Source organism: Trinickia diaoshuihuensis (assembly GCF_003390925.1).
Classification (GTDB): domain Bacteria; phylum Pseudomonadota; class Gammaproteobacteria; order Burkholderiales; family Burkholderiaceae; genus Trinickia; species Trinickia diaoshuihuensis.
Genome location: NZ_QUBS01000089.1, coordinates 251,876 through 267,137, shown reverse-complemented (window position 1 = coordinate 267,137; position 15,262 = coordinate 251,876). Strand labels below are relative to the sequence as shown.

Genomic DNA, 15,262 nt, shown 5'->3' with positions numbered 1-15,262 from the left:
GGAGCGGCGGCAGCGGCGGCGGGAGCAGCGGCAGCGGCCGGAGCGGCCGCGGCGCCGGCCTTGCCTTCCGTATCGATCTTCGCAAGCAGTTGCTCCGATGCGACGACTTCGCCGTCGGCGACGATCACTTCCGCCAGCACGCCCGAATCCGGCGCCGGTACTTCCAGCACGACCTTATCCGTTTCGATCTCGACGAGAATCTCGTCGCGCGTCACGGCCTCGCCCGGCTTCTTCTTCCACTGAAGCATCGTACCTTCCGAAACCGACTCCGAAAACTGCGGAACCTTGACCTCAACAATAGCCATTTGATCTTTCCTGAACTCTTATATCTGGTGTGGGAGGCGAACGGCGTATCGCATTTCGATGCGACACGGGAAAGCGCGCTGGCGCTTTCCCGGTTCACCCTCAATCTAGTTATTTAGCGATCTGCGCGCTCTTGAGCCGGCCGAACGCGCCTTCGATCAGCGCCTTTTGCTGTTCGTAGTGCTTCGCGTAGTAACCGACCGCGGGCGAGGCCGAAGCCGGACGGCCGCTGTACGCCAGCTTCTGCCCTTCCTTCATGCCTTCCTTCAGATGGTGCTCGATGTAGAACCACGGGCCTTGGTTTTGCGGCTCGTCCTGCACCCACACCACTTCCGTCGCGTTGTCGTATTTCTTCAGCTCTGCTTCGAACTGCTTGTGCGCGAACGGATAGAGCTGCTCGATACGAATGATCGCGACATCGTTCGCCTTCGCCTCGCGGCGGTGAGCGACGAGATCGTAGTACACGCGGCCCGAACAGGCGACGACCCGCTTGACCTTCTTCGCATCGATCGTGCCGTCGACCTCGCCGAGCACCGGCTGGAACGAGCCGTTGGCGAGTTCCGACAGGTCCGACACCGCTTCCTTGTGGCGCAGCAGCGACTTCGGCGTCGCGACGATCAGGGGCTTGCGGAACAAGCGGATCATCTGGCGGCGCAGCAGATGGAAAATCTGCGCGGGCGTGGTCGGCTGCACGACTTGCATGTTGTGCTCGGCGCAGAGCTGCAGGTAGCGCTCGATACGCGCCGACGAGTGCTCCGGCCCTTGGCCTTCGTAGCCGTGCGGCAACAGCATCGTCAGGCCCGAGACGCGGCCCCACTTCACTTCACCGGACGAGATGAACTGGTCGATCACGACTTGCGCGCCGTTGGCGAAATCGCCGAACTGCGCTTCCCAGGCGACGAGCGTGTTCGGCTCGGCCGTGGAGTAGCCGTACTCGAAGCCGAGCACCGCTTCTTCGGACAGCACGGAGTCGATGACCGTGAACTTCGCTTGGCCGTCCGCCACGTTTTGCAGCGGAATGTACGTGCCATCGTTCCAGCGCTCGCGGTTTTGATCGTGCAGCACGGCGTGACGGTGCGTGAACGTGCCGCGACCCGAGTCTTGACCCGTCAGACGCACGGCGTAGCCCGATGCGACGAGCGACGCGTAGGCCAGATGTTCGCCCATGCCCCAGTCGAGCGGCGCCTCGCCACGGCCCATCGCACGGCGGTCGTTGACGACGCGCTCGACGAGCGGGTGCAGCTTGAAGTTCGCCGGAATCGTCGTGATGCGCTCGGCCAAACGCTTCAGTTCGGCCAGCGGCACGGCCGTGTCGGCCGCGTCGGTCCACTTGCGGTTCAGGAACGGCACCCAATCGACGGCATACTTGCTCTTGTAGTTCGAGAGCACCGGATCGATCGTGTGGTGGCCTTCGTCCATCGCCTGACGGAACGCCTTGATGTAGCTTTCCGCGTCTTCGGCCGTGATCACGCCTTGCTGCACGAGCTTTTCGGCGTACAGCGCGCGCGTGCCCGGATGCTGGGCGATCTTCTTGTACATCAGCGGCTGCGTGACCGCGGGCGTGTCTTGCTCGTTGTGGCCGAGCTTACGGAAGCAGACGATGTCGAGGACGACGTCCTTATGGAACTGCATCCGGAAGTCAATCGCGATTTGCGTGGCGAGCACGACTGCTTCGGGATCGTCGCCGTTCACGTGCAGCACGGGCGCTTCGATCATCTTGACGACGTCCGAGCAGTACAGCGTCGAGCGTGCATCGCGCGGATCGGACGTCGTGAAGCCGATCTGGTTGTTGATGACGATGTGCAGCGTGCCGTGCGTGCCGTAACCGCGCGTTTGCGCGAGGTTCAGCGTTTCCATGACGACGCCCTGACCCGCGAAGGCCGCGTCGCCGTGGATTTGCACGGGCAGCACTTGCAGGCCGTTCTCGTCGCCGCGGCGGTCCATCCGCGCCTTGGCCGAACCTTCGACCACCGGGTTGACGATTTCGAGGTGCGACGGGTTGAAGGCGAGCGACAAGTGGACGGGACCGCCTTCGGTCGCCACGTCCGACGAGAAGCCCTTGTGGTACTTGACGTCGCCGGCCGGCAGGTCGTCGACGTGCTTGCCTTCGAATTCGGCGAAGAGATCGGACGGCATCTTGCCGAGCGTGTTGACGAGCACGTTCAAGCGGCCGCGGTGGGCCATGCCGATGACGATCTCCTGCACGCCCTTCGCGCCCGCGTGACGGACGACTTCGTCCATCGAGGCGATAAAGCTTTCACCGCCCTCGAGCGAGAAACGCTTTTGGCCGACGTATTTCGTATGCAGATAACGCTCGAGGCCTTCGGCGGCCGTCAGGCGATTGAGGATGTGCTTCTTTTTGTCGGGGGAAAAACTCGGCGTCGCACGGATCGATTCGAGCTTTTCCTGCCACCAGCGCTTTTGCTCCGGATCGCTGATGTACATGAACTCGGCGCCGATCGTGCCGCAGTACGTGTCGCGCAGACCCTTGACGATATCGCGCAGCGACGCTTGCTCGAACCCGAAATACAGGTTGCTCGCGCTGAACGTCTGGTCCATGTCGGCTTCGGTGAAGTCGTAGAACGCGGGCTCGAGCTCGGGAATGGCGGGACGTTCGCGGCGTTTGAGCGGATCCAGGTTGGCCCATTGCGAGCCCAGGAATCGATAAGCGCTGATCAGGGATTGAACGTGGACTTGCTTTCGCGCGGTGGCGAGATTACCGCCGGCTTCGGCTTCGCGCGGAATGAATGCATTAGCCTTCGCGCGCTGAGCGAACGATTCGACGATAGGGCCATGGGCCACGTCGCTCGCCGCGCTGCCATCCGAGGCAGGCACGTTTTGCAACGCATCGAAATATTCGCGCCAGTTATCGGGGACCGACGCCGGGTTATCAAGGTATTGCTCGTACAATTCTTCGACGTACGGAGCATTGCCGCCGAACAAATACGAGTTCAGCTGGAATTGCTTCATCATGTTTACGCTCACCTTTCTTCGAGCTTCTCGAGAAATAGCGGGTTACTCAACCTTCCGCGACACGGCCTGACCGTTTAGCGGATTGCGCGAATCAAGTCTTGCTTGGAAGGACCTAAAACTAGCACGCGCAGCATATCACAGAACGAATAGTCTAGATGGCTGCAAGCGCCCGTCCCGTATGGAAAAAGCCACCTCGGGAGGTGGCTTTTTCGCTTGCCCTTCGGGCACGGGAGATCGATCGGGCGCTTAGTCGACCGACGCCTCGCGGCTCGCGCGACGGCGCTCGTGTTCCTTCAGATGGCGCTTGCGCAGGCGGATCGATTGCGGCGTGACCTCGACGAGTTCGTCGTCGTCGATGAACTCGACCGCGTATTCGAGCGACATCTGAATCGGCGGCACGAGGCGCACGGCTTCATCGGTACCGGAGGCGCGCACGTTCGTCAGTTGCTTGCCCTTGATCGGGTTCACGACGAGATCGTTGTCGCGGCTGTGAATGCCGATGATCATGCCCTCGTAGAGCGCATCGCCCGGCTTAACGAACATGCGGCCGCGATCTTGCAGCTTCCACAGCGCATAGGCGACGGCCGCGCCGTCGTCTTGCGAGATCAGCACGCCGTTGCGGCGCTCGCCGAGCGTGCCTTCCTTGACGGGCGCGTATTCGTCGAACACGTGGCTCATGAGGCCCGTACCGCGCGTGAGCGTCATGAATTCGCCCTGGAAGCCGATCAGCCCGCGCGCGGGGATCTTGTATTCCAAACGCGTGCGGCCGCGGCCATCCGAGGCCATATCGAGCAACTCGCCCTTGCGGCGGCCGAGCTCTTCCATGACGCCGCCTTGGTGGCCGTCCTCGACGTCGACCGTCAACAGCTCGTACGGCTCGTGCTTGACGCCGTCGATCTCGTGCAGCACGACGCGCGGACGCGATACGGCAAGCTCGTAGCCCTCGCGGCGCATGTTCTCGATCAAGATCGTCAAATGCAGCTCGCCCCGGCCCGACACCTCGAAGACCGTCTCGTCGCCCGTGTCGCGCACGCGCAACGCCACGTTGTGGTTCAACTCCTTCGTCAGGCGGTCGCGAATCTGGCGGCTCGTGACGAACTTGCCTTCCTTACCGGCGAGCGGCGAGGAGTTCACGAGGAAGTTCATCGTCAGCGTGGGCTCGTCGACGGTGATCATCGGCAAGGCTTCGGGCGCCTCGGGCGCGCAGATCGTCGCCCCGATCCCGATATCCTCGATACCGTTGATGAGGACGATATCGCCCGCCTGCGCCTCTTCCACTTGGATGCGCTCCAGCCCGTGGAACGACAGCACTTGATTGATCTTGCGGTTGAGCACCGCGCCTTCGGGACCGAAGCGCAGCGCAACCGGTTGACCCGGCTTGATGCGGCCGCGCGCGATACGCCCCACCCCGATGCGGCCGACGTACGTCGAATAATCGAGCGACGTGATCTGCAACTGAAGCGGACCGTCCGGATCGGCGTCGCGCACGGGCACGTGCTCGAGAATGGCTTCGAACAGCGGGCGCATATCGCCCTCACGCGCGCTCGCGTCGAGCGAAGCGTAGCCGTTCAGGCCCGACGCATAGACGATCGGGAAATCGAGCTGCTCTTCCGTGGCGCCGAGCTTATCGAACAAATCGAACGTCTGGTTGATGACCCAGTCGATCCGGGCGCCCGGGCGGTCGATTTTGTTGACGACGACGATCGGCTTGAGGCCGAGCGCGAGCGCTTTTTTCGTCACGAAACGCGTTTGCGGCATCGGGCCTTCGACGGCATCGACGAGCAGCAGCACCGAATCGACCATCGACAGCACGCGCTCCACTTCGCCGCCGAAGTCGGCGTGACCCGGGGTATCGACGATATTGATGTGCGTGCCTTCGTACTCGACGGCGCAGTTTTTCGCCAGGATGGTGATGCCACGCTCTTTTTCGATGTCGTTCGAATCCATCACGCGTTCCGCGATCTGCTGGTTTTCTCGGAACGTGCCCGACTGGCGAAGCAGTTGGTCGACGAGCGTGGTCTTGCCATGGTCGACGTGGGCAATGATGGCGATGTTGCGAATAGCGCGAGTCATAGAAATAAGGGGGCGGTTGCGTGCGCGAAACAGGATGCGACGAAAGCCAAAACGGGTGCGCGCACTTTCTGGGTAACTTGGCATTCTACCACGCGACCGTGACAGCGAACGCCCCGCGTGGGTCCACGATGTCACCGCCGCATGCCGCGTGCCGCCCTTCCCGCCCGCAAGCAAGGTTGCGCGGAAAGCCTCATAATAGCGGCCCGGTTTAAGGATTCGCTTAAATCGGGCGGGGAACACCCATTAGATGCTTGTCGAGTCAACCGTTGTGCGCCTATAATCATGCCTAGTCAACTATTGCAATCGCACGGAACCCGCCATGAGCAAAACACCCGCGCCGCTGCCGCCCGAGGTGTCCAACTACCAACCGGACGAAAGCGTCGGCTACCTGATTGCTCGCGCCAAATCGAGCCTGTCGAACCTCGTGACGCAGAAGACGCTCGATGAACTCGGCATCACCAGCACGCAAGCCAGCATGCTGTTCATGATCGCGAGCGGGCGCTGTTCGCTGGCGGCGGAATTGGCGCGCGACTACGGCATCGACGCGAGCGCGGTCACTCGGCTGATCGATCGGCTGGAAAAGCGTAATCTGCTGTCGCGGGTGCGCAGTTCCGAGGACCGTCGTGCGGTTCACCTTGCCGTGACCGAGGAAGGCCGGGCGCTGGCCGCGCGGATGCCGGCGATCTTCGGCGGCGTCGTCGAAAAAGCGCTGGCGGGGTTCACGCCGGAAGAAGTGGGATTCTTGAAGAGCATGCTGAGGCGGATCCTCGCCAACACCGCGGAATCCGCGGCCGACTAACGGCGCCGGCCAGGCACACGTCGGCGCGGTTAGCTGACATGGCAACGAGTTTCGACCTTCAATCGTAAAAAATAAGTTGCAAAGTCCATGATTACATTCACCTCGAAAAGCCGGGCGATGACACCTTCTTTCACGGCACGCCTGCGCGGCGGCCGCGCCGCGATCGCGGCGGCCGTCGCTGTTCTGGCAATGGCCGGGTGCGCGAATTACGCGGGGATCAAGAGCGATAAGCAGATCACCTCGGCCACCTCGCTCGAATCGGCCCAAAGCTTGCCCAACGAGGGCGGCGCATGGCCGACGCTCGATTGGGCCCGCTCGTTCGGCGATCCGCAATTGCCCGCGCTCATCGACGAAGCGCTGCAAGGCAATCCGTCGATCGCGCAGGCGCGCGCGCGCATCGCCAAGGCGCAGTCCTATATCGAGAGCGCGCGCTCCTCGCTGCTGCCCACCGTCGACGGCAGCTACTCGGTCACCCGCGAGCGGTTTTCGGCGAATGGGCTGTACCCCCCGCCCTTCGGCGGCGGCTGGTTCACCGAGCACAATGTGCTCGCGAGCGCCTCATGGGACCTCGATCTGTGGGGCAAGAACCGCGCGCGCGTGAACGCATCGATCTCGCAAGAGAAGGCGGCCGAAGCCGATATGCAAGAGGCGCGCATCACGCTCGCCTCGTCGGTCGCGCGCACGTACAACCAGCTTGCCCAGCTCTACGCGCTGCGCGACATCGCGGCGCGCGAGATCCGCAACCGCCAGGAAGTCGGCACGATCACGAACGGCCGCGTCGCGGCAGGTCTCGATACGAACGTCGAAAAGGAAACCGCGCGCGGCAACGTCGCGACGAGCCAAGCCACGCTGTCCGATCTCGACGGCCAGATCAAGGCGGTACGCTTCCAATTGGCCGCTTTGCTGGGCAAGGGCCCCGATCGCGGCCTGGCCATCGCCGAGCCGGTGCTCGCGCCGAACGGCACGGTGACGCTGCCCTCCAATTTGCCGGCCGATCTCGTCTCGCGCCGCCCCGATATCGTCGCGGCGCGCTGGCAAGTGCAAGCCGCGCTCGCGAACGTCAAGGAAGCGAAGGCCGAATTCTTCCCCGACATCAATCTGGCGGCGGGGATCGGTTTCGATGCGTTCGGCTGGGGACATTTCCTGACGGCGGCGAGCCGCCAACTGCAAGCGGGCCCCGCGATCCATCTGCCAATCTTCGACGCGGGCGCCTTACGCGCTCAACTGAAGGGCCGTTACGCCGACTTCGAACTCGATGTGGCGAACTACAACCAAGCGCTGATCAACGCGATGTCCGACGTGGCCACGCAAGTGGCGTCGATCCGCGCCATCGATACGGAGATGAGCGACGCCCAGCGCGCGCTCGACGCGTCGACGCAAGCTTACCGCTTGGCAGTGATCCGCTATAAGGCCGGCCTGTCGCCGCAGTTGCAAGTGCTCACGGCGGACAACAACCGGCTCGCCGCCGAGCAAACCGTGACGAACCTCACGATGAAGCGGCGCGACCTGCAACTGGCGCTGATTCGCGCGCTGGGCGGCGGCTTCGATGCCCAGGCGGCCGGGGTGGCCGTACCGGCATCCGAAACCGCCGCGGCGCAGCCGCCCTCGGCAGGCTGAGCGGCAACGAAACATCCATAACCTAAGCAAGATTCAACGATAGAGCTTCGAAAAGTCGAGACTCGAGAAACGGAGAGCATTTCCATGAGCGACACTCAACAAACCGCCGCGAGCGTGCAGTCGCAGAACAGCAACCGACGCAAGCGATTGATGACGCTGCTCGTCGGCGTGATCCTCGTCGCGGCCGTCGCGTACGGCTTGTATTACTTCCTCGTCGCGCGCTTTCACGAGGACACGGACGACGCCTATGTCAACGGCAACGTCGTGCAGATCACGCCGCAAGTGACGGGCACGGTCATCGCCGTGAACGCCGACGATACGCAGACGGTCAGCGCCGGCGCGCCGCTCGTCGTGCTCGACGGCGCGGACGCGCGCGTCGCATTGCAGCAGGCCGAGGCAAACCTCGCGCAAACGGTGCGGCAAGTGCGCGGCCTGTTCGTGAACAACGATCAGTTCCAAGCGCAAATCGCGCAACGCGAGGCGGACCTCTCGCGCGCGCAAGACGATTTGCGCCGTCGCCTCGCCGTCGCCCAAACGGGTGCGGTCTCGCAGGAAGAGATCTCGCATGCGCGCGACACGGTCAAGGCCGCGCAAGCCGCGCTCGACGCCGCGCAGCAACAACTGGCCTCGAACCGCGCGCTGACCTCCAACACGACGATCGCGACGCATCCGAACGTACTCGCGGCCGCAGCGAAGGTGCGCGACGCCTACCTGAGCAACGCGCGCAACGTGCTGCCCGCCCCTGTCACGGGCTACGTCGCGAAGCGCTCGGTGCAAGTGGGTCAACGCGTCTCGCCGGGCACGCCGCTGATGGCGATCGTGCCGCTCGAATCGGTCTGGGTGGATGCCAACTTCAAGGAAGTGCAGCTTACGCATATGCGCATCGGCCAAGAGGTGCGGCTGACCGCGGACATCTACGGCTCGTCGGTCGTCTATCACGGCAAGGTCGTGGGCTTCTCGGCCGGTACCGGCTCCGCATTCTCGCTGCTGCCCGCGCAAAACGCGACGGGTAACTGGATCAAGGTCGTGCAACGTCTGCCCGTTCGGATCGCACTCGATCCGGCCGAGCTGCGTGCCCATCCGCTGCGCATCGGCCTGTCGATGCAAGCCGACGTCGATATCAAGAACGACACGGGCAGCCAGCTCAGCAACGCGCAAAACACGGTCTATCAAACGAACGTGTTCGACAAGTACGGCGACGAAGCGAATGCCGAGATCGCGCGCATCATCGAGCAAAACGCGGGCGGCACGGGCGGCCTCGCGCAGCAAAAGCAACCCGGCGCCAACGCGCGCGCGTCGAGCGGCCATGCGACGAAAGTCGCCGGCGGCGGCGCCAAGCTGATGTAAGCGCCGTGTCGCTCATCGCCCTATAACGAACGTTCCGAGGTCACCCGCTCAATGGCTCAGCCCCAAGCTCCTCACCCGCCTCTGACCGGCGCTTCGCTCGTGATCGGCACGATCGCCGTGTCGCTGGCCGTGTTCATGAACGTGCTCGACACCTCGATCGCGAATGTGTCGATCCCGACTATCTCGGGCGACCTCGGCGTGTCCTCCGATCAGGGCACGTGGGTCATCACGTCGTTCGCGGTGGCCAACGCGATCTCCGTGCCGCTCACGGGCTGGCTCACGGAGCGGCTCGGTCAGGTGCGCCTGTTCCTCGCCTCGATCGTGTTGTTCGTGATCTCGTCGTGGATGTGTGGACTCGCGCCGACGCTGCCGTTCCTGCTGCTGTCACGAGTGATTCAGGGCGCCGTGGCCGGCCCGATGATTCCGCTGTCGCAAACGCTGCTGCTGGCGAGCTATCCGCGCGCGAAAGCACCGCTCGCCCTATCGATGTGGTCGATGACGACGCTGATCGCGCCCGTCGCGGGGCCGATCCTGGGCGGCTGGATCTCGGACAACATCTCGTGGCCCTGGATTTTCTACGTCAACATTCCCGTCGGCATCGTGGCCGCGATCGCCACGTGGGCCATTTTCCGTACGCGCGATTCGGTCATCAAAAAGGCGCCGATCGACACCGTGGGCCTTGCATTGCTCGTGATCTGGGTCGGCTCGCTGCAAGTCATGCTCGATAAAGGCAAGGACCTCGATTGGTTCTCGTCGACGACGATCGTCGTGCTTGCGCTGACGGCGCTCATCGGTTTCGCGTTCTTCGTCGTCTGGGAGTTGACGGCCGATCATCCGGTCGTCGATCTCTCGCTGTTTACGAAGCGCAATTTCACGGGCGGCACGATCGCGCTTTCGATCGGCTATGGACTGTACTTCGGCAATCTCGTGCTGCTGCCGCTGTGGCTCCAGACGAACATCGGCTATACGGCGACCGACGCCGGCCTCGTCATGGCGCCGGTCGGCCTGTTCGCCGTCTTGCTGTCGCCGATCACCGGGAAGTTCTTGCCGCGCACCGATCCGCGCAAGATCGCCACGGCCGCGTTCATCGTCTTCGCGCTCTGCTTCTGGATGCGCTCGCGTTATACCACCGGAGTCGATACCTGGTCGCTCGCCGCGCCGACCCTCGTGCAAGGGATCGCCATGGCCGGATTCTTTATTCCGCTCGTATCGATCACCTTGTCGGGCCTGCCCGGCAATCGCATCGCGGCCGCCTCGGGCTTGTCGAATTTCGTGCGGATCATGTGCGGCGGGATCGGGACGTCGATCTTCACGACGGCCTGGGATCACCGTACGAGCTTCCATCACGCGCAATTGACCGAACGGGCGAGTTCATTCGATCCGACGTTCGGTCAATCGATGACCCAATTGGGCGCGCTCGGACTCGACAATGCGCAGCGCTACAGCATGTTTGACCGGCTCGTCACGCAGCAAGCCGCGCAGCTCGGCGTGAACGACTTGTTCTATATCTCGTCGGTCATCTTCATCGTTCTCATCGCGCTCATTTGGATCACGCGACCGGAACGCTCGGGCGGCGGCGATTCGAGTGCGGCGGCATCGGCGGCGCACTAACGCTCACGGGCTGGGCTCGGCGCGCAGACCGGTGCCGTCACGATCAACCGTTCGGGCGCCAGCACGCCGTTTTCGGCCCTGGCCACCCCGAGCAATGCGCCATCTTCCTCGCGATAGACGCGCACACGCGTATCCACGCTGTCTTTTGCAGCCGCTTGCGGTTCCGCGGGTATCGGCTGCGGCAAATCCGCCAGCCGCAGACGCTGACCTTGGAGAAACCGCTTGGCCTCGACAAGGCCTAGCCGCAGGAGCGGGAACGTCGAAAGCAGCGCATCGACCGGGCGCAAGCAGGCATCGCGGTCAGTGGCCTGCATGACCTCCAGCGCCTCGAGCGTGACCGCATGCTCGAGCGTGAGCGCCCCTATCCCGGTACGTCGCAGCACAACGAGGTGCGCGCCGCAGCCGAGCGCCGTGCCGATGTCTTCGGCCAGCGTCCGCACATAGGTGCCTTTGCTGCAAGTGACGCGGAACGTCACATCGGGCACCGCCACGTCCAACAGTTCGAGCCGATGAATCGTGACCTCGCGCGCGGCGCGCTCCACGACCTGCCCCGCGCGCGCGTATTCGTAGAGCGGCTTGCCGTCGCGCTTGAGCGCCGAATACATCGGCGGCACCTGCGAGATCGGCCCCCGAAAACGCGCGAGCGCGGCCTCGATACGCGGCAGGTCGACGTCGACGGGCAGCGTTTCCAGCACTTCGCCTTCGGCGTCACCCGTGCTCGTGCGAATGCCGAGGCGCATCGTCGCCTCGTAGGTCTTGTCCGCTTCGAGCAAATCCTGAGAAAACTTCGTCGCCTCGCCGAAGCACAACGGCAGCAGACCCGACGCGAGCGGGTCGAGCGTACCCGTGTGGCCCGCCTTCTGAGCGAGCAATAGGCGCTTGGCGCGTACGAGCGCGTCGTTGCTCGACAAGCCGACGCCTTTATCGAGCAGCAAGACGCCGTCGAGCGCGCGGCGCGGCACGCGTGGACGTTGGGATGGTTTCATCTAATCGTTTCAAAGGCGCGAATACGGCACGCCGCATGGCGTGCCCCGCTCGCGCGCGTTTAGTCGTCTTTCGCGCGCGTGGCGTTCGCCTCGTCGATCAAGCGCGACATCTCCACCGCTTTCTCGATCGATTTGTCGTAGTGGAAATGCAGCGTCGGGACCGTATGAATGTGCAACCGCTTGAACAGCAGATTGTGCAGGTGCCCGGCGGCATGATTGAGCGCGACCTGGGTGGCCTGCGCATCGCCCGTCAGCGTCGTAAAGTACACCTTCGCGTGCGCGTAGTCGGGCGTGAGCTCGACGCTTTGAATCGTGACGAGCCCAATGCGCGGGTCTTTGACCTCACGCATGATGAGTTCGGACAGATCGCGCTGGATTTGATCCGCGATCTGGACGTTGCGATTGGGGGATGTGCGTTTCTTCGACATGATGAGTCCCGCCTAGCGGTTAGGGCGCATTGTCATGACCGATGCACCCCGGCAGACGCTCGATGCGAACCAGGGCCATGCCCTCGTTCACGCTCGAGCGCCGCTATAAAAACAACGGGGCGGAGAAGGCTTGCCGCCCGCTCCGCCCCGAGCCGCGCGCTTAGCGTTCAGAGCGTACGCGCGACTTCCGTGACTTCGAACACCTCGAACTGATCGCCTTCGACGATATCGTTGAAGTTCTTGATCGACATACCGCACTCGAAGCCTTGCTTCACTTCCTTCACGTCGTCCTTGAAGCGCTTGAGCGAATCGAGTTCGCCCGTGAAGATGACGACGTTGTTGCGCAGCACGCGGACCGACGACGAACGCTTGACGACGCCGTCCGTGACCATACAGCCCGCCACTGCGCCGACCTTCGGCACCTTGAACACTTGGCGCACTTCGACCATGCCCGTGACGATCTCGCGCTTCTCGGGGGCGAGCATGCCCGACATCGCCGCCTTCACCTCATCCACTGCGTCGTAGATGATGTTGTAGTAGCGAATATCGATGCCGTTCGTCTCGGCGAGCTTGCGCGCTTGCGCATCCGCACGCGTGTTGAAGCCGATGATGACCGCCTTCGATGCCGTCGCCAGGTTGACGTCGGATTCGCTGATGCCGCCCACGGCGCCGTGCACGATCTGCACGCGCACTTCGTCCGTCGAAAGCTTTTGCAACGATTGGACGAGCGCTTCTTGCGAACCTTGCACGTCGGCCTTGACGATGAGCGGCAGCGTCTGCACTTCGCCTTCGCCCATCTGCTCGAGCATGCTTTCGAGCTTCGCGGCTTGTTGCTTCGCGAGCTTGACGTCGCGGAACTTGCCTTGACGGAACAGCGCGATTTCGCGCGCTTTACGCTCGTCGGGCAGCACGATGACTTCCTCACCGGCGGCCGGCACTTCCGACAAACCTTGAATCTCGACCGGGATCGACGGACCGGCTTCCTTGGTCGCCTTGCCCGTCTCGTCCAGCATCGCACGCACACGGCCGTAAGCACTGCCGGCCAGCACGACGTCGCCGCGCGAGAGCGTACCCGACTGCACGAGGATCGTGGCCACCGGACCCTTACCCTTGTCGAGCTTGGCTTCGATGACGAGACCCTTGGCCGGCGCTTCCACCGGCGCCTTCAATTCGAGCACTTCGGCTTGCAGCAGCACGTTTTCGAGCAGATCGTCGATGCCCGCGCCAGTCTTCGCCGACACCGGGACGAACGGCGAATCGCCGCCGTACTCTTCCGGCACGACGCCTTCGGCGACGAGCTCTTGCTTGACGCGCTCGGGGTTGGCCTCGGGCTTGTCGATCTTGTTGATCGCCACGACGATCGGCACGCCGCCCGCCTTCGCGTGGGCAATCGCTTCCTTCGTCTGCGGCATCACGCCGTCGTCGGCCGCCACCACCAGGATGACAATGTCGGTTGCCTTCGCACCGCGCGCCCGCATGGCCGTAAATGCCTCGTGACCCGGCGTATCGAGGAACGTGATGACGCCACGCGGCGTTTCGACGTGATACGCACCGATGTGCTGCGTAATACCGCCCGCTTCGCCCGCCGCCACCTTGGCGCGACGGATGTAGTCGAGCAGCGAGGTCTTGCCGTGGTCGACGTGACCCATGACCGTGACCACCGGCGGACGCGGCAGTTGCTCGGCATCGGTCGCCTCGCCTTCGACGAGCAACGCTTCCGGATCGTCGAGCTTGGCCGCGACCGCATGATGGCCCAACTCCTCGACGATGATCATCGCCGTTTCCTGGTCGAGCATCTGGTTGATCGTGACCATCTGGCCGAGCTTCATCATCACCTTGATGACTTCCGACGCCTTCACGGACATCTTGTGGGCGAGGTCGGCTACGGTGATCGTTTCCGGCACATGCACTTCACGGACGATCGGTTCGGTCGGCGCTTGGAACGAGGTGCCCGAATCCTGGTGCTTGCCGCGTCCCTTCGGACCGCCGCGCCAGCCGCGATCGACACCGCCGCTCGAATCGCCGCGCGTCTTGATGCCGCGACGCTTGGCCGCATCGTCTTGCCAGCCGCCCTTGCCGCCTTGCTTCTTCTTGTCGGCCGAGCCCGGAGCCGTGGAGGGCTGGGTGCTCGACGGCGCCGCGGTGCCACCGGCGGCCGGTTTGCGCGCTTGCGCGGCGGGCCGCGGCGTTTCGCCGGCGGGACGCACGGGCTTGTGCAGCGTACCCTTCGCCTCGGCCGCCTTCGCGGCTTCGGCCGGCTTTGCAGCCGGTGGCGGTTCGGGCGCCTTGACCTGCGCCTTGCGCGGCGTGTTCATCATTTCGCGGATGGCGCGTGCCTCGGCCTCGGCCTTTTCACGACGCTTGCGAATTTCGTCCTGTTCGGCGCGAGCCTTCTCGGCGGCCTCGGCGCGCGCCTTCTCGGCGGCTTCGCGTGCGGCATCCTCGGCCTTCTTGGCCGCTTCGCGCTGCGCCGCGCGTTCCGCCTCGGCCCGCTCGTCCTCGCCGGCGACGCGTTCGGCCTGCTCGCGAGCCGCGGCTTCCGCACGCTTTCTCGCCGCCTCTTCCTCGGCGCGCTGACGCTCGGCTTCCGCGGCCTTTTCGCGCGCCTGACGCTCGGCTTCCTCGCGCTCGAGCCGCTCTTGCTGCTCGCGCAATTCCTGCGCTTGTTTCTCGAGCAACTCCGCTTCGCGGCGCGCTTCTTCCTCGCGGCGCTGCAACTCGGCGCTCTCGTCCACTGCGTTCGCTTGCGCGGCCGCGGCTTCCGCCCCGGCTTCGCCCGCCTCGTCGCGTTTCACGAATACACGTTTCTTGCGCACTTCGACCTGAATGGTGCGAGCCTTGCCCGTCGCGTCGGATTGCTTGATCTCCGACGTGTGCCGGCGAGTCAGCGTGATCTTGCGCTTGTCGGTATCGGCCGAGCCGTGCGACTTGCGCAAATGATCGAGCAGACGCGCTTTGTCCGCTTCGGACAGTGCATCGTCCTCGCTCGCTTTCTGGACACCCGCCGCCTGGAGCTGCTCGAGGAGCACCCCAGCCGGCATTTTCAGTTCCGCGGCAAATTGGGCTACGTTGTTACTCGCCATTCATTCCTCTTAATGCAAGGACCGATTCCTTGCGGTTAACAT

The 15,262-nt window shown here is 63.8% G+C and carries 10 protein-coding genes; 4 read left to right on the top strand and 6 right to left on the bottom strand.

Going from position 1 to position 15,262, the window contains the following annotated elements; all coding sequences use genetic code 11:
- The 3 genes from DXT59_RS28315 to typA all read right to left on the bottom strand — a co-directional run.
- Positions 1 to 305 (bottom strand): biotin/lipoyl-containing protein (locus DXT59_RS28315; RefSeq protein WP_338065202.1); only part of this gene is annotated, 305 nt, incomplete at its 3' end.
- 109 nt (positions 306 to 414) lie between these two features.
- Positions 415 to 3,276 carry a 2-oxoglutarate dehydrogenase E1 component gene (locus DXT59_RS28310; RefSeq protein WP_116141550.1) on the bottom strand — a complete coding sequence of 954 codons (2,862 nt, stop codon included), beginning with the start codon at positions 3,274 to 3,276 and terminating at the stop codon, positions 415 to 417.
- Between the two features lie 246 nt (positions 3,277 to 3,522).
- Positions 3,523 to 5,349: a translational GTPase TypA gene (typA, locus tag DXT59_RS28305; protein WP_116141549.1), complete on the bottom strand. Its 1,827-nt coding sequence runs from the start codon at positions 5,347 to 5,349 to the stop codon at positions 3,523 to 3,525.
- Positions 5,350 to 5,668: 319 nt separating this feature from the next.
- On the opposite strand from typA, the gene DXT59_RS28300 reads away from it, so the two are divergent.
- The 4 genes from DXT59_RS28300 (at position 5,669) to DXT59_RS28285 (ending at position 10,723) form a co-directional block, all read left to right on the top strand.
- Positions 5,669 to 6,148 (top strand): MarR family winged helix-turn-helix transcriptional regulator, encoded by a 480-nt coding sequence (locus tag DXT59_RS28300; protein WP_116141547.1) that lies wholly within the window; start codon positions 5,669 to 5,671, stop codon positions 6,146 to 6,148.
- 117 nt (positions 6,149 to 6,265) lie between these two features.
- On the top strand, positions 6,266 to 7,765 hold the full coding sequence (locus DXT59_RS28295; RefSeq protein ID WP_116141597.1) for an efflux transporter outer membrane subunit: 1,500 nt from the start codon (positions 6,266 to 6,268) through the stop codon (positions 7,763 to 7,765).
- Positions 7,766 to 7,849: 84 nt separating this feature from the next.
- Positions 7,850 to 9,112, top strand: a complete 1,263-nt coding sequence (locus DXT59_RS28290) for an HlyD/EmrA/EmrK family protein (protein WP_116141545.1) — start codon at positions 7,850 to 7,852, stop codon at positions 9,110 to 9,112.
- Between the two features lie 51 nt (positions 9,113 to 9,163).
- Positions 9,164 to 10,723, top strand: coding sequence for a DHA2 family efflux MFS transporter permease subunit (locus DXT59_RS28285; protein ID WP_116141543.1), 1,560 nt, complete (start codon positions 9,164 to 9,166; stop codon positions 10,721 to 10,723).
- Here the strand turns inward: DXT59_RS28285 and truB are convergent.
- The 3 genes from truB to infB all read right to left on the bottom strand — a co-directional run bounded on the left by truB (position 10,720) and on the right by infB (position 15,220).
- Positions 10,720 to 11,709 (bottom strand): tRNA pseudouridine(55) synthase TruB, encoded by a 990-nt coding sequence (gene truB / locus DXT59_RS28280; RefSeq protein WP_116141540.1) that lies wholly within the window; start codon positions 11,707 to 11,709, stop codon positions 10,720 to 10,722. The genes DXT59_RS28285 and truB overlap by 4 nt on opposite strands.
- Before the next feature lie 59 nt (positions 11,710 to 11,768).
- On the bottom strand, positions 11,769 to 12,137 hold the full coding sequence (rbfA, locus tag DXT59_RS28275; RefSeq protein WP_116141539.1) for a 30S ribosome-binding factor RbfA: 369 nt from the start codon (positions 12,135 to 12,137) through the stop codon (positions 11,769 to 11,771).
- A gap of 167 nt (positions 12,138 to 12,304) precedes the next feature.
- Positions 12,305 to 15,220 (bottom strand): translation initiation factor IF-2, encoded by a 2,916-nt coding sequence (gene infB / locus DXT59_RS28270; RefSeq protein WP_116141537.1) that lies wholly within the window; start codon positions 15,218 to 15,220, stop codon positions 12,305 to 12,307.
- Positions 15,221 to 15,262: the final 42 nt, after the last annotated feature.

Excerpts from the sequence above, each read along its gene's own strand:
- DXT59_RS28310 (WP_116141550.1), bottom strand. The coding sequence starts at position 3,276 with ATGATGAAGCAATTCCAGCTGAACTCGTATTTGTTCGGCGGCAATGCT.
- DXT59_RS28290 (WP_116141545.1), top strand. The coding sequence starts at position 7,850 with ATGAGCGACACTCAACAAACCGCCGCGAGCGTGCAGTCGCAGAACAGC.
- infB (WP_116141537.1), bottom strand. The coding sequence starts at position 15,220 with ATGGCGAGTAACAACGTAGCCCAATTTGCCGCGGAACTGAAAATGCCG.
- rbfA (WP_116141539.1), bottom strand. The coding sequence starts at position 12,137 with ATGTCGAAGAAACGCACATCCCCCAATCGCAACGTCCAGATCGCGGAT.
- truB (WP_116141540.1), bottom strand. The coding sequence starts at position 11,709 with ATGAAACCATCCCAACGTCCACGCGTGCCGCGCCGCGCGCTCGACGGC.
- DXT59_RS28295 (WP_116141597.1), top strand. The coding sequence starts at position 6,266 with ATGACACCTTCTTTCACGGCACGCCTGCGCGGCGGCCGCGCCGCGATC.
- typA (WP_116141549.1), bottom strand. The coding sequence starts at position 5,349 with ATGACTCGCGCTATTCGCAACATCGCCATCATTGCCCACGTCGACCAT.
- DXT59_RS28300 (WP_116141547.1), top strand. The coding sequence starts at position 5,669 with ATGAGCAAAACACCCGCGCCGCTGCCGCCCGAGGTGTCCAACTACCAA.
- DXT59_RS28285 (WP_116141543.1), top strand. The coding sequence starts at position 9,164 with ATGGCTCAGCCCCAAGCTCCTCACCCGCCTCTGACCGGCGCTTCGCTC.